General features: G+C 74.0%; 21 protein-coding genes, 1 other RNA gene and 1 pseudogene. 21 read left to right on the top strand and 2 right to left on the bottom strand.

Annotated elements, in window-relative coordinates:
• From ABD254_RS02640 to ABD254_RS02625, 4 genes are read left to right on the top strand one after another with little or no spacing between them, the layout of a single operon-like run.
• Window positions 1-411, top strand: coding sequence for a VOC family protein (locus ABD254_RS02640; protein WP_344245383.1), 411 nt, complete (start codon window positions 1-3; stop codon window positions 409-411).
• Window positions 408-830 carry a TadE/TadG family type IV pilus assembly protein gene (locus ABD254_RS02635; RefSeq protein WP_344245381.1) on the top strand — a complete coding sequence of 141 codons (423 nt, stop codon included), beginning with the start codon at window positions 408-410 and terminating at the stop codon, window positions 828-830. The genes ABD254_RS02640 and ABD254_RS02635 overlap by 4 nt, the downstream gene beginning before the upstream one ends.
• Entirely contained in the window at window positions 827-1,363 is a 537-nt protein-coding gene (locus ABD254_RS02630) for a pilus assembly protein (protein ID WP_344245379.1), read from the top strand. Before ABD254_RS02635 ends, ABD254_RS02630 begins: the two co-directional genes overlap by 4 nt.
• A complete protein-coding gene (locus ABD254_RS02625) occupies window positions 1,360-1,863 on the top strand; it encodes a hypothetical protein (protein WP_344245377.1) in 504 nt (167 codons plus the stop codon). Before ABD254_RS02630 ends, ABD254_RS02625 begins: the two co-directional genes overlap by 4 nt.
• Window positions 1,864-1,908: 45 nt before the next feature.
• On the opposite strand, the gene ABD254_RS02620 is transcribed toward ABD254_RS02625, so the two are convergent.
• Window positions 1,909-2,445 (bottom strand): putative glycolipid-binding domain-containing protein, encoded by a 537-nt coding sequence (locus ABD254_RS02620; protein ID WP_344245375.1) that lies wholly within the window; start codon window positions 2,443-2,445, stop codon window positions 1,909-1,911.
• Between the two features lie 66 nt (window positions 2,446-2,511).
• On the opposite strand from ABD254_RS02620, the gene ABD254_RS02615 reads away from it, so the two are divergent.
• The 8 genes and pseudogenes from ABD254_RS02615 to ABD254_RS02580 all read left to right on the top strand — a co-directional run bounded on the left by ABD254_RS02615 (window position 2,512) and on the right by ABD254_RS02580 (window position 10,626).
• A complete protein-coding gene (locus tag ABD254_RS02615; RefSeq protein WP_344245373.1) occupies window positions 2,512-2,892 on the top strand; it encodes an ankyrin repeat domain-containing protein in 381 nt (126 codons plus the stop codon).
• 63 nt (window positions 2,893-2,955) lie between these two features.
• Window positions 2,956-4,071: a peptide chain release factor 2 gene (prfB, locus tag ABD254_RS02610; protein WP_344245371.1), complete on the top strand. Its 1,116-nt coding sequence runs from the start codon at window positions 2,956-2,958 to the stop codon at window positions 4,069-4,071.
• A gap of 195 nt (window positions 4,072-4,266) precedes the next feature.
• Window positions 4,267-4,944: pseudogene (gene ftsE, locus ABD254_RS21420) on the top strand (cell division ATP-binding protein FtsE); the annotation flags it as partial.
• A 367-nt stretch (window positions 4,945-5,311) separates the two neighbouring features.
• Complete coding sequence (ftsX, locus tag ABD254_RS02600; RefSeq protein WP_344245367.1) at window positions 5,312-6,223, top strand: permease-like cell division protein FtsX; 912 nt, start codon at window positions 5,312-5,314, stop codon at window positions 6,221-6,223.
• Window positions 6,224-6,231: 8 nt separating this feature from the next.
• Entirely contained in the window at window positions 6,232-7,698 is a 1,467-nt protein-coding gene (locus ABD254_RS02595) for a peptidoglycan DD-metalloendopeptidase family protein (RefSeq protein WP_344245365.1), read from the top strand.
• Window positions 7,699-7,814: 116 nt separating this feature from the next.
• The gene (gene smpB / locus ABD254_RS02590; protein ID WP_344245363.1) at window positions 7,815-8,315 is read left to right on the top strand and encodes an SsrA-binding protein SmpB; all 501 of its coding nucleotides are present in this window, start codon (window positions 7,815-7,817) and stop codon (window positions 8,313-8,315) included.
• Between the two features lie 110 nt (window positions 8,316-8,425).
• Window positions 8,426-8,794: a transfer-messenger RNA gene (gene ssrA / locus ABD254_RS02585) on the top strand.
• A 119-nt stretch (window positions 8,795-8,913) separates the two neighbouring features.
• Entirely contained in the window at window positions 8,914-10,626 is a 1,713-nt protein-coding gene (locus ABD254_RS02580) for a beta-N-acetylhexosaminidase (protein WP_344245361.1), read from the top strand.
• A 35-nt stretch (window positions 10,627-10,661) separates the two neighbouring features.
• Here ABD254_RS02580 and ABD254_RS02575 read toward each other — a convergent pair whose 3' ends face one another.
• On the bottom strand, window positions 10,662-11,591 hold the full coding sequence (locus tag ABD254_RS02575; protein WP_344245359.1) for a DUF4349 domain-containing protein: 930 nt from the start codon (window positions 11,589-11,591) through the stop codon (window positions 10,662-10,664).
• Between the two features lie 229 nt (window positions 11,592-11,820).
• Here ABD254_RS02575 and ABD254_RS02570 point away from each other — a divergent pair, with 229 nt between their 5' ends.
• The 9 genes from ABD254_RS02570 (at window position 11,821) to ABD254_RS02530 (ending at window position 21,887) form a co-directional block, all read left to right on the top strand.
• A complete protein-coding gene (locus ABD254_RS02570) occupies window positions 11,821-12,972 on the top strand; it encodes an ROK family transcriptional regulator (protein WP_344245357.1) in 1,152 nt (383 codons plus the stop codon).
• 95 nt (window positions 12,973-13,067) lie between these two features.
• On the top strand, window positions 13,068-14,405 hold the full coding sequence (locus ABD254_RS02565) for an extracellular solute-binding protein (protein WP_344245355.1): 1,338 nt from the start codon (window positions 13,068-13,070) through the stop codon (window positions 14,403-14,405).
• Window positions 14,406-14,492: 87 nt separating this feature from the next.
• A complete protein-coding gene (locus ABD254_RS02560; RefSeq protein ID WP_344245353.1) occupies window positions 14,493-15,419 on the top strand; it encodes a carbohydrate ABC transporter permease in 927 nt (308 codons plus the stop codon).
• On the top strand, window positions 15,416-16,339 hold the full coding sequence (locus ABD254_RS02555; protein ID WP_344245351.1) for a carbohydrate ABC transporter permease: 924 nt from the start codon (window positions 15,416-15,418) through the stop codon (window positions 16,337-16,339). The genes ABD254_RS02560 and ABD254_RS02555 overlap by 4 nt, the downstream gene beginning before the upstream one ends.
• 1 nt (window position 16,340) lies before the next feature.
• Window positions 16,341-17,426 carry an ROK family protein gene (locus ABD254_RS02550; RefSeq protein WP_425553622.1) on the top strand — a complete coding sequence of 362 codons (1,086 nt, stop codon included), beginning with the start codon at window positions 16,341-16,343 and terminating at the stop codon, window positions 17,424-17,426.
• Window positions 17,427-17,490: 64 nt separating this feature from the next.
• Window positions 17,491-18,822 (top strand): extracellular solute-binding protein, encoded by a 1,332-nt coding sequence (locus ABD254_RS02545; protein ID WP_344245349.1) that lies wholly within the window; start codon window positions 17,491-17,493, stop codon window positions 18,820-18,822.
• A gap of 25 nt (window positions 18,823-18,847) precedes the next feature.
• Window positions 18,848-19,630: a glucosamine-6-phosphate deaminase gene (gene nagB / locus ABD254_RS02540; protein WP_344245347.1), complete on the top strand. Its 783-nt coding sequence runs from the start codon at window positions 18,848-18,850 to the stop codon at window positions 19,628-19,630.
• Window positions 19,631-19,692: 62 nt separating this feature from the next.
• Window positions 19,693-20,001 carry a DUF3039 domain-containing protein gene (locus ABD254_RS02535; protein WP_344245345.1) on the top strand — a complete coding sequence of 103 codons (309 nt, stop codon included), beginning with the start codon at window positions 19,693-19,695 and terminating at the stop codon, window positions 19,999-20,001.
• A 47-nt stretch (window positions 20,002-20,048) separates the two neighbouring features.
• The gene (locus tag ABD254_RS02530) at window positions 20,049-21,887 is read left to right on the top strand and encodes a DEAD/DEAH box helicase (RefSeq protein ID WP_344248469.1); all 1,839 of its coding nucleotides are present in this window, start codon (window positions 20,049-20,051) and stop codon (window positions 21,885-21,887) included.
• Window positions 21,888-21,934 lie beyond the last annotated feature (47 nt).

The raw sequence follows: 21,934 nt of genomic DNA, 5'->3' as shown, positions 1-21,934 counted from the left end.
GTGCCCTCCGCCGTCGGCAGGCTCCACCACCTGGTGGTCGACTGCCCCGAGCCGCGTGCGCTGGCGTCGTTCTGGTCGGCCGTCCTCGGCCAGGACATCACCTACGCCGACGACGACTTCGTCGTGGTCGCGCCCGACGACAGGCACTCCGGCCTCGCGTTCCAGCGCGCGCAGGACCACCGGCCGCCGGAGTGGGGCGACCCGGCCCGTCCGCAGCAGATGCACCTCGACGTGATGGTCGACGACGTCGCCGACGCGCACGCCCGGGTGCTCGCGCTCGGCGCCCGGCGACTCACCCGGGCCGCGGCGGGATCGGGGCACGGCGACGTCTACGCCGACCCGGCCGGGCACCCCTTCTGCCTGGTGCCGCGCCCGGTGTGGGCGCCGCCGATCGACGGCGGGGCGCCGTGACGTCCGGGCGTTCCGGCGAGGCCCGCCCGGGGCGACCCGGTGTCGGTGCCGACCCGGAGCGCGGGTCCGCGGTCGCGGAGTTCGTCATGGTCGCGGCGCTCGTGCTCGCGCTGTTCCTGGCGGTCGTGCAGGTGGCGCTCGCGATGCACGTGCGCGCGCTCGCCATCGACGCCGCGGCGGAGGGCGCGCGGATCGCGGCCCGGGCCGACCGTGACCTCTCCAGCGGCGCCGTCCGGACGCAGGAGCTGCTGGCGTCGTCGCTCGGGCAGCGCTACGCGGACGACGTGTCCGTCCGGCAGGCCACCGTCGACGGCCTGGACGTCGTCGAGGTCACGGTGCGGGTGCCGCTGCCGGTGGTGGGGCTGATCGGGCCGTCCGGGGTGCTGACGCTCCAGGGTCACGCGCTGGAGGAGGCATGAGCGCGCGGACGGCGGACGCCGCGGTCGGCACTTTGCCCGGTCCGGCGCTCGGTCCGGCGCTCGGTCCGGCGGACGGGCAGGGCCCCGACGGTGCATCCGACGGCGAGAGCGGAGCGGCGCTGGTGGAGTTCCTCGGCACGGCGGTGCTGCTGCTGGTGCCGCTGGTGTACCTCGTGCTGACGCTCGCGCAGGTGCAGGCCGGGACGTTCGCGGTCCAGGGGGCGGCGCGCGAGGCGGGCCGCGCGATGGTCACGGCCGACTCGTCCGCCGAGGGCCTGGCCGCCGCCCGGGCGGCCGCCGGGATCGCGCTGGCCGACCAGGGGTTCGACGACGCGCCGACCGACGACGTGCTGACCCTCGACTGCTCCGCCGACCCGTGCCTGACGCCCGGGGCGACCGTGGGCGTGCGGGCGCGCCTCGAGGTCGCGCTGCCCTTCGTGCCGGCCGCGCTGGGGGACCGGCTGCCGCTGGCCGTCGCGGTCGAGGCGACGCACGTCGCGACCGTGGACGAGTACGGGCAGGTGCGGCCGTGACCCGGCGTGCGACCGGGCGCTCCCGGCCCGGCGCGCCGTCCTCCCGGGTCGGCGCCCGGGAGGACGGCCGCATCATGCTGCTCACGGCGGGGGTCGTGGCGGTGGCGCTGATGATCGTGGGGATGGTCGCGTCGGCGACGGCGGTGCACCTGGACCGCAAGCGCCTGTACGACGTCGCCGACGCGCTCGCGGCCGACGCGGCCGACGCGATGCCGCCCGAACGCTTCTACGCCGGGCGGGCACCTGCTCCGGACGAGACGGCGACGCCCACCCTCGCGGACGCCGACGTCGAGGAGTCGGTGCTCGACCACCTCGCCGCGCACCCGGGAACGGCGGCGGGGCTGGACGGGCTGCGGCTGGTGGAGGCGACCTCGCCGGACGGGCGGACGGCGCGCGTCGGCGTGGTCGCGACCTCCCACCCGCCCCTGGTGCGGTGGTTCACGGACGCGTTCGGCGGCGGGTTCGAGATCGCCGCGACGTCCTCCGCCCGGGCCGGCTGACCGGGCACCGACGCCGCCGGGTCGTCGCGGCGCACGGCGGCGCCGTCACTCGCGCCCCGAGACCCGGGCGAACAGGCCCGGGTAGTCGACGACGAACCCGTCGTCGTCGACGGTGATCTCCCGCCGGAAGTCGCCGTCGAGCGACTCGTAGAGGTACCGGTCTGCGGCGAGGCGGGTGTACCGCTGCGGGTCCGGTCCGACGTCGAGCGAGGGGGCGGCCACGTACGCCGCGACGATCTCGGCCGACGCGCCGACCGCCAGGTCGAGCCGCCGGATCGGCAGCGTGTTCGTGAACGGGCTGAACGCCAGGTCGACGTCGACGGCGCCCGCCAGCGCCGGAAGCGCCTCGCCGTCGACCCGCCAGGCGCCGTCGGCGTCGCGGCTGACGTCGACCTCGTTCCCGGCCGACGACCACACGCGCAGCGCGCGGAACGTCCAGTCGGCGCCGAGGTCCATCGCGTACTCGACGCGCTCCGGGCCGAGGTCGACGACGGAACGCGCGCGCAGCCGGTCGTCACGGATCCCGAGGTCGAGGTGCTCCACGCTGTCCGCCTCGAGCCCCCGCCACACGTACGTCGTCACGACCGACCACCCCCAACCCTCAGCATCGCGGAGGTCGACGCCACGCGCCCGGGTAGATTCGCCCGCATGAGCGACGACCGGCCCGCAGACAAGCTCCCCGTCGACCTGGACCAGATGTTCGACCTCGCCCGCGCGGGCGCGGACCTGCTGCTGGAGTTCGTGGACGCGGGCGTCCCGGCCGACCACGCCGACGCCGCCGGCAACACGCTGCTGATGCTCGCCGCCTACCACGGGCACGCGGACCTCGTGCGGGGCCTGGCGGAGCGCGGCGCCGACGTCGACCGCGCCAACGCCCGTGGCCAGACGCCGCTGGCCGGTGCCGTCTTCAAGGGTTCCGACGACGTGGTCGCGGCGCTGCTCGCGGCCGGCGCCGACCGCGACGCCGGGACGCCCAGCGCCCGCGACACCGCGCAGATGTTCGGTCGCGCGCTGCCCGAGCCGTCGTAGGCGTCCCCGCCGGGAGCACCGGGGCGTGGGGAGCCCGGCCCGCGACGGGTAACCTTGAGGATCGTGGCCACCATCGACTTCCCCGCAGAGATCAAGGCGCTGCGCGCCACCCTCGAGTCCATCGAGGCCGTGAGCGACCCCACCGCCCTGCAGGCGAAGATCGCCACCCTCTCGGAGGAGGCCTCGGCCCCCGACCTGTGGGACGACCCCGAGAAGGCGCAGAAGGTCACGTCCGCGCTGTCGCAGACGCAGGCCGAGCTCGACCGCGTGAGCCGGCTCGGGCAGCGCATCGACGACGTCGAGACGCTCGTCGAGCTGGGCCAGGAGATGGACGACGAGGACTCGCTGACCGAGGCGGAGGCCGAGGTCGCCGGCATCCGCAAGGACCTCGACGCGCTCGAGATCCGCACGCTGCTGGCGGGCGAGTACGACGCCCGCGACGCCGTCGTCACGATCCGCGCGGGCGCCGGCGGCGTCGACGCCGCCGACTTCGCCGAGATGCTGATGCGCATGTATCTGCGCTGGGCGGAGCGGCACGGCTACGCGACCAAGGTGATGGACACGTCCTACGCCGAGGAGGCGGGCCTGAAGTCCGCGACCTTCGAGGTGAACGCCCCCTACGCCTTCGGCAACCTGTCGGTGGAGGCGGGCACGCACCGCCTCGTGCGCATCTCGCCCTTCGACAACCAGGGCCGCCGCCAGACGTCGTTCGCCGCCGTCGAGGTCGTCCCGCTCATCGAGCAGACCGACTCCGTGGAGATCCCCGAGTCGGACCTCAAGATCGACGTCTTCCGGTCGTCCGGCCCGGGCGGCCAGTCCGTGAACACCACGGACTCCGCGGTGCGCATGACCCACCTCCCGACCGGGACCGTCGTGTCGATGCAGAACGAGAAGTCGCAGATCCAGAACCGTGCCGCCGCCCTGCGCGTCATGCAGTCGCGCCTGCTGCTGATCCGCCAGCAGGAGGAGGCCGCGAAGAAGAAGGAGCTCGCCGGCGACATCAAGGCGAGCTGGGGCGACCAGATGCGCTCCTACGTGCTGCAGCCGTACCAGATGGTCAAGGACCTGCGCACCGAGCACGAGTCGGGCAACACCCAGGCCGTCTTCGACGGCGCCATCGACGACTTCATCGAGGCCGGGATCCGCTGGCGCCGCTCCGGCGGCGCCGACGCCGCCTGACCCGCGCCGTCCCCGGCGCACCGCCCGGCGGCCGGCCCTCGCCGCCCGCGATCCGTTCTCCCGGGCAACCGCCTGACCGGCGACACACCGGCGTGTCCTTCCCGTGACCCGACCGCCACGGTGTCACTCTCGGACGCGGACGACCGCGGCTCCCGGCCGTCGTCGTGCCGTCGACAGGGCAGGGGAGGGCGCGTCGTGATCCGGTTCGAGAACGTCTCGAAGGTGTATGCCCGCGGGGCGAGACCGGCGCTCGACGACGTCACGGTGGACGTCTCCCGCGGGGAGTTCGTCTTCCTCGTGGGGGCCTCCGGCTCGGGCAAGAGCACGTTCCTGCGGCTGGTGCTGCGCGAGGAGCGCCCCACCGCCGGCCGCGTCTACGTGGCGGGCCGTGACCTGTCCCGGCTCTCGAGCTGGAAGGTGCCGTCCCTGCGGCGCAGCATCGGCGTCGTCTTCCAGGACTTCCGGCTGCTGCCGAACAAGACCGTGCACGAGAACGTCGCCTTCGCGCTGCAGGTCATCGGCAAGCCGCGGCATGTGATCCGCACGACCGTCCCCGAGGTCCTGGAGATGGTCGGCCTGGACGGCAAGGAGAAGCGGCTGCCGCACGAGCTCTCCGGCGGCGAGCAGCAGCGCGTCGCCATCGCGCGCGCGTTCGTCAACCGGCCGCAGATCCTGCTGGCCGACGAGCCCACGGGCAACCTCGACCCCACGACGTCGCTCGGCATCATGCGGCTGCTGGACCGCATCAACCGCACCGGCACGACCGTCGTCATGGCCACCCACGACGACGAGATCGTCAACGAGATGCGCAAGCGCGTGGTCGAGCTCTCGACGGGTTCGGTGGTGCGCGACGAGGTCGACGCCGTCTACGGCCACCGCGAGTCGATCCTGCCGGCGGTCGGGCAGACGCCGGTGCTCGACGCGCCCGGCCGGGGCGCGCCCGCCGTGGTCCCCGGGCCTCTTCGCGTGCAGGTCACCCCCGAGCCCGCCGACGTCGAGGCCGAGCGCGCCGCCGAGGCCGCGGCCGCCCGCGCGGCGGCCGCCGAGGACGACGCGTCCGACGACGCGCCCACCGATGCGCCCGCCGACGCCCCGGTCGACGTCCCCGCCGCCGTCCCGGCCGCCCGGGTGGTGGAGCACCGCCCCGCCCCGGACGCCGGCGGACCCGCCTCGGCGGACGACGTCGTGCAGCAGGTCCTGCGCGAGCACGAGCGCGTCCGCGCGGGACGGGAGGCCTGAGGTGCGGCTGCAGTTCGTCCTCACCGAGGTCCTCAGCGGCCTGCGGCGCAACCTCTCGATGGTGGTGTCCGTCGTCCTGGTGACGTTCGTGTCCCTGACGTTCGTCGGCGCGGCCGCGCTGCTGCAGGCGCAGGTCGACAAGCTCAAGGGCGACTGGTACGACCTGGTCGAGGTCTCGGTCTTCCTGTGCCCCGAGGGTTCGACGGCCCCGACGTGCGCGGAGGGCGAGACGACGCCGGAGCAGGTCGACGAGCTCGAGCAGGTCATCGACACCGAGCTGGCCGACGTCGTCGAGGAGACGTACTTCGAGTCCAAGGCCGACGCGTTCGAGGCCTTCACCGAGCTCTACCCGGACGGCTACCAGGGCACGCAGCTCACCGAGGGCGACATGCAGGCGTCGTTCCGTCTCAAGCTGGACGACCCCGAGCAGTACCAGGTGGTCGACGACGTGCTCGAGGGCCGGGCGGGCGTGGAGGTCGTCGAGGACCAGCGGGCCGTCTTCGAGCCGCTCTTCCAGGCGCTCGGCCGGGCGTCGATGCTGGCGGCGGGCCTCGCGGGCGTCATGCTGCTGGCCGCCGTCCTGCTCATCACGACGACGATCCGGCTCTCCGCCGTGTCGAGACGCCGCGAGACGGGCATCATGCGTCTGGTGGGTGCGTCGAACCTGTTCGTGCAGCTGCCGTTCATGCTGGAGGGCGCGATCGCCGCGCTCGTGGGCGCGCTGCTCGCGGTCGGGGGGCTGTGGCTGGCCGTGCAGTACCTGGTGATGGACTGGCTGCAGGACTCCGTCGACTGGGTCGCCTACGTGGACGTGGGGGACGTGCTCGCGGTCGCCCCGCTGCTGATCGGCATCGCGGTGCTGCTGGCGGTGGTGTCCTCGGTCGTGACGCTGAACCGGTACACGAGGGTGTGAGAGGGCTGATGACGACGACGGGTGGCGTCGGACGACGCGCGCTGGGCGGCCTCGTGGCCGCCGTCCTGGTGCTGGGCGGCGCGACGACGTCGGCGACCGTGACGGCGGGTGTCGCGGCACGCTCGGCTGCCGCGGACGACATCGACGACCAGCGTGCCGCGGCGGAGGCGAAGCAGCGGCAGAAGGAGCGCGAGCGCGACGAGCTCAGCCACGAGCTCGAGGACACCAACGCGCGGTACCGCCAGGCGGTGCTCGACCTCAACAAGGTCGAGGGCCGCCTGCCGGTGGCGCAGGCCGAGCTGGCGGCGGCGCAGGCCGCGCTCGAGGAGGCGCGCCGCAAGGCCGCGATCCTCGCCCAGCGGCTCGCCGACGCCGAGGCCGAGGAGTCCGCCGTCGCGCAGCAGATCGAGGCGGGGACGGGCAAGGTGGCCTCGGCGCGCGCGGACGTCGCCGAGATGGCCCGGCAGGCCTACCGCAGCGGCGACGACGCCAGCACGATCGGCATCGTCACCGGGGCGCAGTCCACCGAGGAGTTCCTCGAGGAGTTCGCGGTCTCGTCGTCGGCGGCGCGCAGCCAGGCGCGCACGCTCACCGAGCTCCAGGACGCCGAGGCGGTCGCACGCAACCAGCAGGCGCGGCTGGACGCCATCCGGGAGACGATCGCGGCGCTCAAGCGCGAGGCCGACGCCAACGTGGTCGTGGCCGAGAAGGCCGAGCGGGAGGCGCAGGACCGCAAGGCCGAGGTCGAGCGGCTCATCGCCCAGCAGCGCAGGCTCAAGGCGTCGATCGCGGCGCAGCGGGAGAACGCCCTCGCCGAGCTCAAGGCGAACGAGCAGGCGCAGGCGAACCTCGAGTCGCAGATCAAGGAGATCATCGTCAAGCAGAAGGCGCGCGACGCGCGCCTGGAGGAGCAGCGGCGCAAGGCCGAGGCGGAGGCTCGTCGTCGGGCCGCCGCGGAGGCCGCCGAGAGTACCGGCGGGGGCTCCGGCGGGGGCGGGGGCGGCGGTGGTTCCGACGGGGGCGGCGGCGGTTCCGGCGGCGGTGGTGGCGGCGGCGGCTCCTCCTCGTCCGGGTCGTTCTTCGGCTGGCCGACCGACTACCACGTCGTCACCAGCTCCTACGGGATGCGGTTCCACCCGACCCTGCACTACTGGCGGCTGCACGCCGGCACGGACATCCGCACCTACTGCGGCACGCCGATCTACGCGGCGCAGAGCGGGTACGTCGAGCAGGCGTACTACGGCAGCGGGCCGGGCAACAACGTGCTCGTCAACCACGGCGGGCACCAGGGCGACAACGTGATGTCGAGGTATCTCCACCTGTCCTACGACACCGTGAGCGTGGGGGAGTACGTCGACAAGGGCGAGGTCATCGGCTACTCGGGCTCCACGGGGAGCTCGTCGGCCTGCCACCTGCACTTCGAGGTGTACGTCAACGGGAGCACGACCGACCCGATGGGCGGCTGGCTGAACTGACCGGGCGCTCCGCTGCGTCGGCGGGGTGTTCTCCTGCCGCGGAAATGCCCTGGCTACCCGGCCCTCCTCCCGTATCCTGGGAAGTCGCGTGACCGCGAACCCGGGAGGAGGAGACCGTGTCCAACAAGGCCAAGGGCGCCAAGAAGAAGCAGGGCGACCCCCGCACGATCGTGGCGAACAACAAGAAGGCCCGCCACGACTACGTGATCGAGGACGTCGTGGAGGCCGGGCTCGTCCTGTCGGGCACGGAGGTCAAGGCGCTGCGCATGGGGCGCGCGTCGCTGATCGACGGGTACGCGGCGATCGACCACGGCGAGGCCTGGCTCGAGAACGTGCACATCCCGGAGTACTTCCAGGGCACCTGGAACAACCACTCCCCGCGCCGCCGGCGCAAGCTGCTGCTGCACCGTGACGAGATCACGCGCCTGCAGTCCAAGGCGCAGGAGAAGGGGCACACCCTGATCCCGCTGAGCCTGTACTTCCTCGACGGCCGGGCCAAGGTCGAGATCGCCCTGGCACGGGGCAAGAAGGAGTACGACAAGCGGCAGACCCTGCGCGAGAAGCAGGACATGCGCGAGGCGCAGCGGGCCATGCGGCAGCAGGAGTTGCTCACCTGAGGCCCAGGTGCGGCGCCGGCGGCGGTCGAGGAATAGGTTCGCCGCCGGGCGGGTTGACGCACTAGGATGGAGACGTCCGGCCCCAGGGTCGGGCGGTTGACAACACCACAGGGGCTGATCGGTTTCGACGGTGGTCGTGCTTCGATGAGAAGCGGGCCGAGGATGCAGGCTCATCTCGTAAACGACTTGCCTGCACACTTATAGGTGCCGATAACAAGCGCACCGACTTCGCCCTCGCCGCCTGAGCGAGTTCTGAAGTCCGTCGGCCCGGGGATGCTCTCGCCCCGGTCGCCGGCGTCGACTAGAGAGCCACTGCTCGTCGCCCACGTCATCGGGGCTACGGGGACTCTTAGATGACTGGGCCCGTCCGCACCTTGTCTGCGTGAGTGCGGGGGCCGAGAAAAGCACAGCAGACTGCGCCCGGAGAAGTCCTCGAAAAGCGCCACCGGACCCGGGTTCGATTCCCGGCAGCTCCACCCCTGCGACCACGGCCCGCCCGGCCTTGCCGGGCGGGCCGTCGTCGTTGCCCGGCGCCGCCCTGCGGGCCGCCGCCCGACGGCACGGGCAGCGGCTCCCGGAGTTCGTTAGGGTACCTTCCGTGTCGGAGATCACACCGCTCGGCCTGCTCCCTGCCCCCGCGCGATCGACGCGTCTCGACGGCGCCGTCGTGCTCGCCGACCGTTGCACCCTCGCCGCACCGCCGGGCCTCGCGCCGGCGGCACGCTGGTGGCGGCGCGTCACCGAGGAGGCGTTCGGCATCGACGTGGTCCCGGTGCGCGTCGACGGGGTGCTGGACGACGCGGCGGACGTGGCGTTCGTCGTCGACGGCTCCCTGCCGCCGGGTGGGTACCGCCTCGCCGTGGGCGAGCCGGCCGGTCGCGTGCGGGTGGCGTCCGCGGACCTCGACGGCGCGCATGCGGCGGCGCAGGCCCTGCGTCAGCTCGCCGGCCCGCCGGCGTACCGCCGGGCGGCCGCCGGCGCGCGCCCCGTGCTCCCGGCGTGCACCGTCGAGGACGCTCCGGGCGCGCCGTGGCGGGGCGTCCTGCTCGACGTCGCGCGGCACTTCCTGCCGAAGGCCGACGTGCTCCGGTTCGTGGACCTCGCCGCGGCCCACCGCCTCTCCGTGGTGCAGCTGCACCTCACCGACGACCAGGGCTGGCGGTTCGAGTCCCGCCGGTACCCGCTGCTGACGCAGGTGGGTGCCTGGCGTGCGGAGTCGACCGTGGGCACGTGGCGGACCGGCACCCGGGACGGGCGGCCCCACGGCGGGTTCTACACGGCCGACGACCTGCGCGAGGTCGTCGCCTACGCGCGGGAGCGCGGCGTGACCGTGGTGCCGGAGATCGACGTCCCCGGGCACGTGCAGTCGGCGCTCGCGGCCTACCCGCACCTCGCCGCGCGACCCGGACCCCACGAGGTCCGCACCACCTGGGGGATCAGCGACGACGTGCTCGCCCCCACCGACGAGGCGGTGGCGTTCTTCCGCGACGTGCTCGACGAGGTGTGCGACGTCTTCGACGCGCCGTTCGTCGGGCTCGGCGGCGACGAGGCGCCGACGACGGCGTGGCAGGAGCGCCCGGACCTGGTCGAGCGGGCCGCCGCGCTGGGCTACCGGACCGCCGACGGGACCGGCGACGTCGCCCGGCTGCACGGCTGGTTCCTCGCCCGGCTGGCCGAGCACCTGCGCGGGCGGGGGCGGCGCGCCGTCGTGTGGGACGAGGGGTTCGGCCCCGACCTGCCGCGCGACGCCGTCGTCACCTGCTGGCGCGGCTGGTCGGTGGCCGCCGACGCGCTCGCGGCGGGGCACGACGTGGTGCTGGCCCCGGAGCAGGTCACGTACCTCGACCACCGCGCCGGCGACGGCCCCGACGAGCCGGTCCCGGTGGGGTTCTGTCGCACGGTGGAGGACGTGTACGCGTTCGAGCCCCTGCCCGCCGCGTTCCGCGCGACGCGCCCGGACCTCGACGGACCGACGGCCGGCCGCGTCCTCGGCGCGCAGGCCCAGGTCTGGACCGAGCACCTGGACTCGGGGCGTCGCGTCGACTACGCCACCTACCCGCGCCTCGCGGCGTTCGCCGAAGCGGTCTGGTCCGCGACCGGGGACGGCGGGCGGGAGCCCGGCGGCGCGGCGTCCCGCGAGTTCCTGGACCGCCTGGCCGCGGCGCACCTGCCGCGGCTGGACGCCTACGGCGTCGAGTACCGGCCGACGGGCGGCCCGCACCCGTGGCAGCGCCGCCCCGGGGTCGCCGGGCACCCGCGGGACCTCGCCGCCGAGCGGGCCGCCGGCGGGTGGGCCGGGGTCGGCGGCTGAGTCGCCGGGCGCGTGGGCGCGGATCCCGCGGGGTCCTAGCCGCCGGCCGTCTCGGTCGCGGGCTCGGCGGGGGGCGGCGTCCCGGCCTCCCGCGAGCGGCGCCACCACCGGTACCCGAGGTAGCCCAGCGCAGCCAGCGCGAGCCAGGGCAGGAGCACGCCGAGCACGAGGACCACCGTCGAGGCGGTGGTGACCAGGGCGTCCCAGCCGGAGGCGAGGCCGCCGAGGAACCCGCCCCGCGACTCGGCGACCGCGACCGGCTCCGCCGCGAGGTCGACCACCAGGGTCGACATCGCCACCTGGTCCGCGAGGCGCTGGCGCTGCGCGGTGAGCGAGTCCAGCTCGGCCTGGCGCTCGGAGAGCTCCTGCTCCACGTCCAGGAGGTCCTTGGTGCTCGCGGCGTCCCCCATGAGCACGCGGAGCCGGTCCGTGGACGTGGTCAGCGCGGCGATCCGGGCGTCGAGGTCCTGGGCCTGACCGGTGACGTCCTCGGTGTCGACCTGCACGTCCTCGACCTCACCCAGGCCGGAGAGGGCCTCGACGGCGCTGGTCATCCGGTCGGCGGGCAGCCGCACGGTGAGGGACGCGGAACCGGGGTCCTCGTCGGTGCCCGCCGTCTCGCTGCGCCGCTCGACCCGGCCGCCCGCCTCCTCGACGAGGTGGGCGAGCTCGGCCGCCGCGGCGGCGGGGTCGTCCGCGACGACGGTCGCGTGGCCCGTGGTGATGATCTCCCGGTCGACGACGGACGCCGCCGCCTCGTCGCCCTCGGCGAGCGCGGCGGCCGGGTCCGCCGCGGCCTCGCCGCCGGTGTCCTCGACCGACGCGCCGGAGTCGGAGAACGACTCGGAGCCGGCGTCGCCGCCCCCGGACCCCGTGCAGGCCGCCAGCACGAGCACCAGCGCGGCGGTGAGCCACGCGAGGACGGTGACGCGGCGCGCCTGCGGGGGGCGGGGGGAGGTCGGCATGGGAAGAGCGTAGGGTCCGGCCGTGTCGCCGCAGGTCAGGGGCGCCCGATCGTGACCGGACCGTGCCGAGACCGTGACCTTGCGGCTCGGTCGCCGCGGGCAGTCGCCCGGCGCCCTACCCGCTCGGCGCCGGTCGCGCACGGCGGGCGGGGGCCGGGACGATCACGATCCCGTCACGATGGCCGGGGGCGATTGGACATTCGTCAGTTAAGACGCTGTACTAACAAACATGTCCACGCCGACGACGCGCACCGCACGACGGGGTCTGGGTGCCGGCCAGCGAGCCACCTCGAAGGTGCTGCCCGAGCACGCCCGGGCGCACAACCGCGCGCTCGTGCTCCAGCACCTCTTCCACGAGGGGCCCACGTCCCGCGCCGACCTGGCCCGCTCCACGTCGCTGACCCGCGTCACGATCTCCGACCTCATCAACGTGCTGCTCGCCGAGGGGCTCGTGGAGGAGCTCGGGGTGCAGCCGGGCCGCCGGGTGGGCAAGCCCGCCATCCTCGTCGGGATGCGCACGGACTCGTACCAGATCGTCGCCGTCGACCTGTCGGACGACGCCGTCATGCGCGGGGCCGTCATGACGCTCACCGGCGAGGCCGTCGTCCGTCGCTCCCTGCCCGTCGACGGCAGGGTCGGCGACGAGCTCGTCGGCCTGCTCACCCGGTTCGCCCGCACGCTGGTGTCCGCCGCGACCAGCCCCGTCATCGGGGTCGGGGTCGGGTCGCCCGGCGTCGTGGACGAGTCCGGCACCGTGATCGAGGCGCCCAACCGGCAGTGGTCCGACCTGCCGCTGGCCGAGATGCTCACTGAGCGGCTGGCCCTGCCCGTGCACGTCGCGAACGACGCGAACTCCGCGGCGCTCGGCGAGTACACCTACGGCGCGGCGGCCGGCTCCATGCTCGTCCTCACGATCGGGCAGGGCGTCGGCGCCGGCGTGATGGTCGACGGCGCCCGCGTCCACGGGTCCGCCTTCGCCGCCGGGGAGCTCGGGCACGTCACCGTCGTCGACGACGGTGAGCTCTGCGCCTGCGGCCGGCGCGGCTGCCTCGAGACGGTGCTCGCGGCCCCGGCGCTGCGGCGCGCCGTGGCCGGCCTCGACCCGGCCGCCGCCGACGCGGCCCTCGCGGCGGTCGGGCGCACGCTCGGCGTGGCGCTCGCGCCGGTCGTCGGCGCGCTCAACCTGGCCGAGGTGCTGCTCAGCGGCCCGCCCGAGCTGCTCGACGGCGCCCTGCGCACGGCGGCGCTGCAGACCCTCACCGAGCGCACGATGCCGGCCACCGCGGCCGACCTGCGCCTGCGGATGGCCACGCTCGACGAGGACGTCGTCCTCGCCGGTGCGGCGGTGCTGGTCCTGGACGCCCAGCTCGGCGTGTCCTGACCCGCCGGGCCGGCTCCGCCAGGCCCCCCTACGACCTCACACCCGACGGCGTCGAACGGACGCCGTCGTGCTCAACAGCGAGAGGAAACACCCCGATGAAGAGGACCCGTTCCATCGCCACGGGCGTGGCGACGAGCATCACGCTCGCGCTCGCGCTCGCGGCCTGCGGCTCCGCCGACGACGGCGGCTCGGACGACGGCGCCGCCGGCGGCACCCCCGAGGCTGCGGACATCACCCTGTGGCTCAACGGCGCGGACACGCCCGAGGAGCTGCGCACGTACCTCGTGGACACGTTCGCGGAGGAGAACCCCGGCTCCACGCTGACGATCGAGGAGCAGGACTGGGAGGACGTCGTCACGAAGCTGACGACCGCCCTGCCGGACGCCCAGAACACCCCCGACGTCGTCGAGATCGGCAACACGCAGGCCGCGACCTTCACGTACGCGGGCGCGTTCGCCGAGATCTCCCCCGAGCTCTACGAGGAGCTGGGCGGCGACGCGCTGCTGCAGTCCTTCGTCGAGGCCGGCGCGATCGACGACACCAAGTACGCGCTGCCGTACTACTTCGGCTCGCGCTACATGTTCTACCGCGCGGACGCCTGGAAGAAGGCGGGCGTCGAGGTCCCGACGACCCTCGCCGAGTTCGGCGACGCGGTCAAGGAGCTGCGCACGGACAAGCAGTCCGGGTTCGCGCTCGGCGGCCAGGACTGGCGCAACGGCATCTCGTGGGTCTTCGCGAACGACGGCGAGCTGGCCGTCAAGGACGGCGAGGAGTGGACCTCGACGCTGTCCGACCCGAACACGGTCAAGGGCCTCGAGCAGTGGCAGGACGTCTACGCCACCGCGTCGAACCTGCCCGCGACGCACACCGACGAGGCGTACTGGGAGTACCTCAACGACCCCGAGGACGGCGGCGCGCCCGAGGGCGCGACCATCATGGCGCCGAGCTGGGCCCGCTGGTCGCTCGGTGACCTGACCAAGAACGACGCCGGCGACGAGGTCCGCGACGGCATGGCGGACGCCAAGAAGTTCGACATCTTCGCCCTGCCGGGCGTCGACGGCGGCGTCGCCCCGGTGTTCGCCGGCGGCTCGAACCTCGCGGTGTCGGCGAAGTCCCAGCACCCGGAGCTCGCCGAGAACCTGCTGCGCATCATCTACTCGGACGACTACCAGACGATGCTGGCGAAGAACGGCCTCGGCCCGGCCAACACCGAGTTCAACTCGGTCATGGCCACCGACAAGTTCGGCGAGACGGCCGTCGCGGCCGCCGAGGCCTCGAAGCTCACCCCGGCCGCGCCGGGCTGGGCCGCCGTCGAGGGCGCCAAGGTCTACGAGGAGCTGTTCCAGAAGATCGCAGAGGGCGGCGACGTGACGGCTCTCGCCGCCGAGTACGACGAGAAGCTCACGCCCATGCTCAACGGCCAGGCCGGCTGACCCCCAGCCACCGACCCGGCGGGCGGGGCGGCGCGTCACCACCGACGCCGCCCCGCCCGCCGGTCACGACCCGGGAAGGAGGACCGCATGACCCGCACCGAGACGTCCGGCATCGCGATCCGCCGTCGGCGCCGGCCGGCCACCCCCTACGTCCTGCTGATCCCCGCCGTCGCGGTCCTGCTCGTCGGGCTCGGCTACCCCGTGTACTGGCAGGTGATCACCTCCCTGCAGGAATTCGGGATGATGCAGCAGTTCGGCGCCCCGCCGGCCTTCGTCGGGCTCGACAACTACGCGCGCATCCTCGCCGACGACCGGCTGGTACCGGTCGTCGTGCGGTCCCTCGCCTTCTGCCTCGTCAACGCGTTCCTCACGGTCGGCATCGGCCTGGGGCTCGCGATGCTCATGCGCTCCGTGCTCGGCTGGGTGCGGATCGTCATGCAGGTCGTGCTGCTGCTCGCCTGGGCGACGCCGATGGTGGCGGCCGTGACCGTCTTCCGCTGGCTGTTCGACTACCGCACCGGCGTCGTGAACTGGCTGCTGGTCCAGCTCGGGTTCGACCAGGCCGACGGCTTCGCCTGGCTCGCGCAGCCGCTCACGTTCTTCACCGTGGCGACGTTCGTCATCGTGTGGATGTCGGTGCCGTTCGTGGCGATGTCGATCTACGCCGGGCTCACCCAGGTGTCCGAAGAGGTGCTGGAGGCGGCGCGGCTGGACGGCGCGAACGGCACGCAGATCCTCTGGCGGATCCTGCTCCCGCTCGTGAAGCCCGTGCTCGCCATCGTGCTGCTGCTGCAGATCATCTGGGACCTGCGCGTGTTCGCGCAGATCCGGCTGCTTCAGGACGGCGGCGCGCCGATCTCCGAGACCAACCTCCTCGGCAACTTCATCTACGAGCTCGGCATCGGCAGCCAGGACTTCTCCGGCGCCGCCGCCGTCTCGATCTTCGTCCTGCTGCTCACCGTGGCCCTGTCGGCCCCGTACGTGCGCAGCCTCATGAAGGAGGACGCCGCATGAGCGCCGTGACCGAGGCTCCCGCGACCGAGGTGCGGGCGCCCGTCGTCGCGCCGGCGCCCGCGCGCCGCCGCCCGCGGGCGGGCAAGATCCTGCTGAGCGTGCTCGGGCTGGCCATGTCGCTCGTGTGGGTGTTCCCCGTCTACTGGATGGTCCTGTCGGCGGTCACGCCGAACGCCCGGCTCCGGTCGGAGACCCCGAGCTTCCTGCCCGTGCACTTCACGCTCGGGAACTTCTCGAGCGTCCTGTCCGACTCCGGCTTCGTGGGCGCGCTGAAGATGAGCCTCATGATCACCGTGGTGACCATCGTGATCGTCCTGGCGTTCGCCTTCCTCGCCGCGCTGGCGATCAGCCGGTGGCGCTTCCGGGGCCGCACGAGCTTCGTGCTCGCCGTCCTGTTCATCCAGATGCTGCCCGCCGAGGGCCTCTTCATCGCCCAGTACAAGATGCTCTCGTCGTGGGGCGAGACCGCCCCCGTCCTCGGGCTGAACTCGGTGCTCGGCGTCTCGCTCCTCTACGCGGCGATGCTCGTGCCGTTCACCATCTGGATGCTGCGGGGCTTCGTCGCGGGCGTCCCGGCGGAGCTCGAGGAGGCGGCGATGGTCGACGGGCTGTCCCGCACCCGGGCGTTCCTGCGGATCACGTTCCCGCTCCTCGCCCCGGGCCTGGTCGCGTCCGGCGTGTACGCGTTCCTGCAGGCGTGGAACGAGTTCACCACCGCGCTGGTGGTGCTCCCGGCCGAGTCGCGACAGACTCTGCCGGTGTGGCTGCGCAGCTTCCTCTCGGCATCGGCGAACCGGGGCATCGACTGGGCCGAGGTCATGGCCGCGTCGACGCTCATCGCGGTACCGGTGATCGTCTTCTTCCTGTTCGTGCAGGGGCGGATGACCTCCGGCCTCGTCGCCGGGGCGGTGAAGGGCTGACGTGGACGACGCACGCATGCGCGAGGTCCTGGCGGGCCCCTCGCTCGACGGGCCCGCGGTCGGGCTCGACATCGGCGGGACGAAGACGCTGGCCGTGCTGCTCGACGGCGCCGGCGAGGTCGTCGCGCAGGCACGGCTCGCCACCGAGCGCGGTCCGCGCGGCGTCGTGGCCGGGGCCGCCCGCGCCGTCCGCGGGGTCACGCGGCAGGCGGGGCTGTCGCCGGCCGACCTGGTCGGCGTGGGCGTCGGCATGCCCGGACTGGTGGACCCCGCGGCGGGCACCGTCCGGCACGCGGTCAACGTGGGGGTCGACGGCGCCCCGCTGTCGCTGGCCAGGCTCCTGTCCGACGAGCTCGGCGGCCTGCCCGTGGGCGTGGAGAACGACCTCAACGTCGCCGCGCTCGGCGCCGCGCACCTGATCGTCACGGACGCCGGGGGCGCTCCGGGCGGCCCGCCGGTGGACCCGACGGGAGCCGGCGTGGACCTGGCCTTCCTCGCCCTCGGTACCGGGCTGGCGGCGGGCCTGGTCCTCGACGGCCGGCTGCGCCGGGGCGTCGGCGGCGCGGCGGGAGAGATCGGGCACGTCCCGGTGGACCCCGCCGGGCCGGTGTGCCCGTGCGGGCAGCGGGGCTGCCTGGAGCTGTACGCGTCCGGCACGGCCGTCGCCGCGCTCTGGCCCGCCCGCACCGGGCGCCCCGCGCCGGTCGAGCTCTTCGAGGCGGCCGCGGCCGGCGTGCCCGGCGCGGTCGAGGCCCGCGAGCGCTACGCGTCCGCCGTGGCCGCCGCGGTGCGGATGCTCGTGCTGGCCGTCGACGTGCCCCTCGTCGTGCTGGGCGGCGGCGTCGCCCAGCTGGGCGAGCCGCTGCTCGAGGCCGTCCGCGACGCCCTCGCGCAGGAGTCCGCGACGTCGGGCTTCCTGTCGTCGCTGCACCTGCCGGAGCGGGTCCGGCTCGCGCCGGGCCGCGTGCCGGTGGGCGCGGTGGGCGCCGCCGTCGTCGGCCGCCGGGTGGCGGGCACCCGGGCCCCCGCAACCCCGCTCGCGGAGTCGGCCCTCGACGCCGCGCGCGCGGACCACCAGCCGGCCTGACGGCCGGCGGAGCACCACCGGCCGGGCGCACGGTGCGCCCGCCGCAGCGAGAGGACGAAGAACGATGCATGCGAGCCGACGCACCGCCGTCGCGGTGTCGGTCGCGAGCGCCGCGGCGCTGACCCTGGGCGGCTGCGGCGTCCTCGGGGACGACCCCGAGGCCGCGGCCCCCGACAACGACCTCGTCATGTGGCTGGTCGGCGCCGACACGGGCCCCGAGCTGCGCGAGCACCTCGTGCGGACCTTCGAGGCCGAGCACCCCGGCGCCACGCTCACGATCGAGGAGCAGGGCTGGGAGGACGTGGTGCAGCGGCTCGACGAGACGCTCACGGACCCGGAGCTCACGCCGGACGTCGTGGAGGTGGGCAACACGCAGTCGCCGGCGTTCACGACGTCGGGCGTGCTCCGCGAGATCTCGCCCGACCTGTACGAGGAGCTTGGCGGCGACGACCTGCTGCAGTCCTTCGTCGACGCCGGGTCGGTCGACGGGACGCACTACGCGCTGCCGTACTACTTCGGCTCGCGGTACGTCTTCTACCGCAAGGATCTCTGGTCGGAGGCGGGCCTCGAGGTGCCGTCGACGCTGTCCGAGTTCTCGGAGTCCGTGCAGTCGCTCACCGACGACGTCCGGGCCGGGTTCGCGATGGGCGGCCAGGACTGGCGCAACGGGATCTCCTGGGTGTTCGCCAACGGCGGCGAGCTCGCCGTCAAGGAGGGCGAGGAGTGGACGTCGACGCTTTCCGACCCGGCGACGGTCGAGGGCCTCGAGATGTGGCAGGACGTGTACGAGAACGCGTCGTACCTGCCGTCGACGGAGAAGGACGTCGAGTACTGGGACTTCCTCAACGACGGGGTGGACGGCGGGCCGCCGGCCGCCGCCACGATCATGGCCCCGGCGTGGGCGCGGTGGTCGATCGGGGACATGACGCGCGCCGACTCCGGCGAGCAGGTCCGTGACGGCATGGCCGACACGTCCAGGTTCGGCGTCTTCGCCCTCCCGGGGGTGGACGGCGGGATCGCGCCGGTGTTCGCCGGAGGGTCGAACATCGCGATCTCCGCGGCGTCGCCGAGCCCGGCGCTGGCCGAGGACGTGCTGCGCGTCGTGTTCTCCGACGACTACCAGACGATGCTCGCCGAGGCGGGGCTCGGCCCGGCCCGCGGCGAGTTCACCGACCTCATGAAGGACGACGTGTTCGGGCGGACGCTCGTGCGGACCGCCGCTGCCTCGAAGCTCACCCCGGCCGCGCCGGGCTGGGCGGCCGTCGAGGCGGCGGGCGTGTACGAGGAGCTGTTCGGCCGGATCGCCGACGGGGAGGACGTCGCGGCCCTGGCGGCCGAGTTCGACGCCCGCCTCACCCCGATGCTCAACCGGCCCGCCGAGGTCGGGCAGGATTGAGGAACCGAGAGACTGGAGCCTGCGCATGGAAGTTGTGATCGCCCCCGCCGAGGAGCTGGCCGTGCTGGCCGCCGACGCGATCGAGGCGCTGCTGCGCCGCGAGCCCGCCACGGTGCTCGGCCTGGCCACCGGGTCGAGCCCGCTGAAGGTGTACGACGAGCTCGCCCGCCGGCACGAGCAGGAGGGGCTGTCGTTCGCCCGCGCCCGCGGCTTCATGCTCGACGAGTACGTCGGCCTGGCCGCCGACCACCCGGAGCGGTACCGCAACGTCATCGACACGGAGATCGCGTCGCGCGTCGACTTCGCGCCGGGCGCCGTCCAGGGCCCGGACGGGCTCGCGGACGACCTGCCCGCGGCGTGCGCCGCCTACGAGCGGGCGATCGCGGGCGCCGGCGGGGTGGACGTGCAGCTGCTCGGCATCGGCACCGACGGGCACATCGCGTTCAACGAGCCCGGCTCCTCCCTGGCGTCGCGCACGCGGATCAAGACGCTGACCCGCCAGACCCGCGTGGACAACGCGCGATTCTTCGACGACGACGTGGACCAGGTGCCCACGCACTGCCTCACCCAGGGGCTGGGCACGATCATGGACGCCCGGCACCTGGTGCTGCTCGCGACCGGCCGGCACAAGGCCGAGGCCGTGCACCAGCTCGTCGAGGGCCCGATCTCCGCGATGTGGCCCGCCACCGTCATGCAGATGCACCCGCACGCGACCGTCCTCGTCGACGACGCCGCGGCCTCGCGCCTGCAGCTCGGGGACTACTACCGGCAGACGTTCGAGAGCAAGCCGGGCTGGCAGGGCCTGTGACGAGGTTCTCTCTCGCGTCGCGTGCCGCGGCTGCGTCGGGGGTGCGTCGTAGACTTCCCGGCATGAGTGATCCCCTCTCCGCACCTCCCGCCGACCCGTCGCAGGACACCGGCTCGGGGACCAGCCTCCTGGAGCGCCCGGAGACCCGTGAGCAGGCCGCGGAGCCGGGCGACCACGAGCGGTTCGCGCACTACGTGCGCAAGGAGAAGATCATGGAGTCGGCCCTGTCGGGCAAGCCCGTGATCGCGCTGTGCGGCAAGGTGTGGGTCCCCGGCCGCGACCCGTCGAAGTTCCCCGTCTGCCCCGTGTGCAAGGAGATCTACGACGGGCTCCGGGAGCCGCAGGACGGCGAGGGCGACTCCGGCAAGTGACCGCGCAGCCCCTGCCCGAGTCCTCGTCCGAGTCCGAACCCGTCGACATCGATCTTTTCGCGGCCGTCGCCGAGCCTGCCGCCAAGCCGTTGCCCCAGTCGCCGTCGTCCGCGGCGGCGTCCCACCTGAGCCCGGCGTTCCCGCGCCGGGCCCCGTGGGGCACCGCCTCGAACCTGCGCGCCTGGCAGGCCGAGGCGCTGGAGCTGTACCATGCCCGGTCGCCCCGCGACTTCCTCGCGGTCGCGACGCCGGGCGCGGGCAAGACGACGTTCGCGCTGCGCGTCGCCACCGAGCTGCTGGAGGCCGGGGTGGTGCGGCGCGTGACCGTCGTCGCGCCCACCGAGCACCTCAAGCACCAGTGGGCCGACGCCGCCGCGCGCGTCGGCATCCGCATCGACCCGTCGTTCAAGAACAGCCAGGGCCGGCACGGCTCCCACTACGACGGCGTGGCCCTCACGTACGCCCAGGTGGCTGCCAAGCCGGCGCTGCACCGAGCCCGGACCGAGGCGGCGCGCACGCTCGTCATCCTCGACGAGGTGCACCACGGCGGCGACGCGCTGAGCTGGGGCGACGCCGTGCGCGAGGCGTTCGAGGACGCCACTCGCCGGCTCGCGCTCACCGGCACGCCGTTCCGCTCCGACACCGCGCCCATCCCGTTCGTCACGTACGAGCAGGACCGGGAGGGCATCCGCCGGTCCAAGGCCGACTACACCTACGGCTACGGCGACGCGCTGCGCGACCACGTCGTGCGGCCCGTGCTCTTCATGACGTACTCGGGGGAGATGCGCTGGCGCACCCGCGCGGGCGACGAGGTCAGCGCCCGCCTGGGCGAGGCGATGACCAAGGACATGCACGGCCAGGCGTGGCGCACCGCCCTCGACCCGAACGGCGAGTGGATCCCGTCGGTGCTCGCCGGCGCGGACAAGCGGCTCACCGAGATGCGCCGCACCGTGCCGGACGCCGGCGGGCTGGTCATCGCCTCCGACCAGACCGACGCCCGCGCGTACGCCGGGCACCTGGCGCGGATCACGGGGACCAGCCCCACGGTGGTGCTCTCGGACGACGACGGGGCGAGCGCCCGCATCGACGAGTTCGCCGCGAGCGACTCCCGGTGGATGGTCGCCGTGCGCATGGTCTCCGAGGGCGTCGACGTGCCCCGCCTGGCCGTCGGTGTCTACGCCACGAGCACGTCGACCCCGCTGTTCTTCGCGCAGGCGGTCGGCCGGTTCGTGCGGGCCCGCAAGCGCGGCGAGACGGCGTCCGTCTTCCTGCCCAGCGTGCCGCTGCTGCTCGAGCTCGCGAACGGGATGGAGATCGAGCGCGACCACGCGCTCGACCGGCCCGCCACGGCCGAGGAGCAGGGCATCGAGTACGACCCGGAGGCGGCGCTGCTCGCGGCGGCCAACCGGGAGGAGAAGGCGTCGGGCGAGCTCCTCGGGTCGTTCGAGGCGCTGGAGGCCCAGGCGTCGTTCGACCGCGTGCTCTTCGACGGCGGCGAGTTCGGCACGGGCGGCGAGCTCGGCTCCGCGGAGGAGCTCGACTTCCTCGGCCTGCCGGGCCTGCTCGACGCCGACCAGGTGACGACGCTGCTGCGTCAGCGCCAGGCCGAGCACCAGCGCGGGCGGGGCTCCGGCGGGGCCGCGGGGGCCACCGCGAGCGAGGCCGCGCTCGAGCGGTCGGAGGCCGAGCACCGGCGCGCGGCCGAGCTGCGCAAGGAGCTGTCCAAGCTGGTCTCGGCGTGGGCCCGCAAGTCGGGCCGGCCGCACGGGACGGTGCACACCGAGCTGCGGCGCCGCTGCGGCGGTCCCGAGGTGCCGCTGGCCACGGCCGACCAGCTCACCGAGCGTGTGGAGATGGTGCGCGGCTGGTTCGTCGGCAAGAAGTAGCAGCCGTCGGTCGAGCCCGTCGGACCCGGTGTGGTCTCGACAGGCTC

It is taken from the genome of Isoptericola hypogeus (assembly GCF_039531145.1).
GTDB lineage: Bacteria > Actinomycetota > Actinomycetes > Actinomycetales > Cellulomonadaceae > Isoptericola > Isoptericola hypogeus.
Note: the sequence above shows the minus strand (reverse complement) of the source record. Positions and strands in the feature narration are given on the sequence as shown.

Coding starts and splice junctions, on each gene's coding strand:
- ABD254_RS02545 (WP_344245349.1), top strand. CDS start 17,491: ATGCATGCGAGCCGACGCACCGCCGTCGCGGTGTCGGTCGCGAGCGCC.
- ABD254_RS02575 (WP_344245359.1), bottom strand. CDS start 11,591: ATGCCGACCTCCCCCCGCCCCCCGCAGGCGCGCCGCGTCACCGTCCTC.
- ABD254_RS02595 (WP_344245365.1), top strand. CDS start 6,232: ATGACGACGACGGGTGGCGTCGGACGACGCGCGCTGGGCGGCCTCGTG.
- ABD254_RS02570 (WP_344245357.1), top strand. CDS start 11,821: ATGTCCACGCCGACGACGCGCACCGCACGACGGGGTCTGGGTGCCGGC.
- ABD254_RS02615 (WP_344245373.1), top strand. CDS start 2,512: ATGAGCGACGACCGGCCCGCAGACAAGCTCCCCGTCGACCTGGACCAG.
- ABD254_RS02565 (WP_344245355.1), top strand. CDS start 13,068: ATGAAGAGGACCCGTTCCATCGCCACGGGCGTGGCGACGAGCATCACG.
- ABD254_RS02560 (WP_344245353.1), top strand. CDS start 14,493: ATGACCCGCACCGAGACGTCCGGCATCGCGATCCGCCGTCGGCGCCGG.
- ABD254_RS02555 (WP_344245351.1), top strand. CDS start 15,416: ATGAGCGCCGTGACCGAGGCTCCCGCGACCGAGGTGCGGGCGCCCGTC.
- nagB (WP_344245347.1), top strand. CDS start 18,848: ATGGAAGTTGTGATCGCCCCCGCCGAGGAGCTGGCCGTGCTGGCCGCC.
- ABD254_RS02535 (WP_344245345.1), top strand. CDS start 19,693: ATGAGTGATCCCCTCTCCGCACCTCCCGCCGACCCGTCGCAGGACACC.
- ABD254_RS02630 (WP_344245379.1), top strand. CDS start 827: ATGAGCGCGCGGACGGCGGACGCCGCGGTCGGCACTTTGCCCGGTCCG.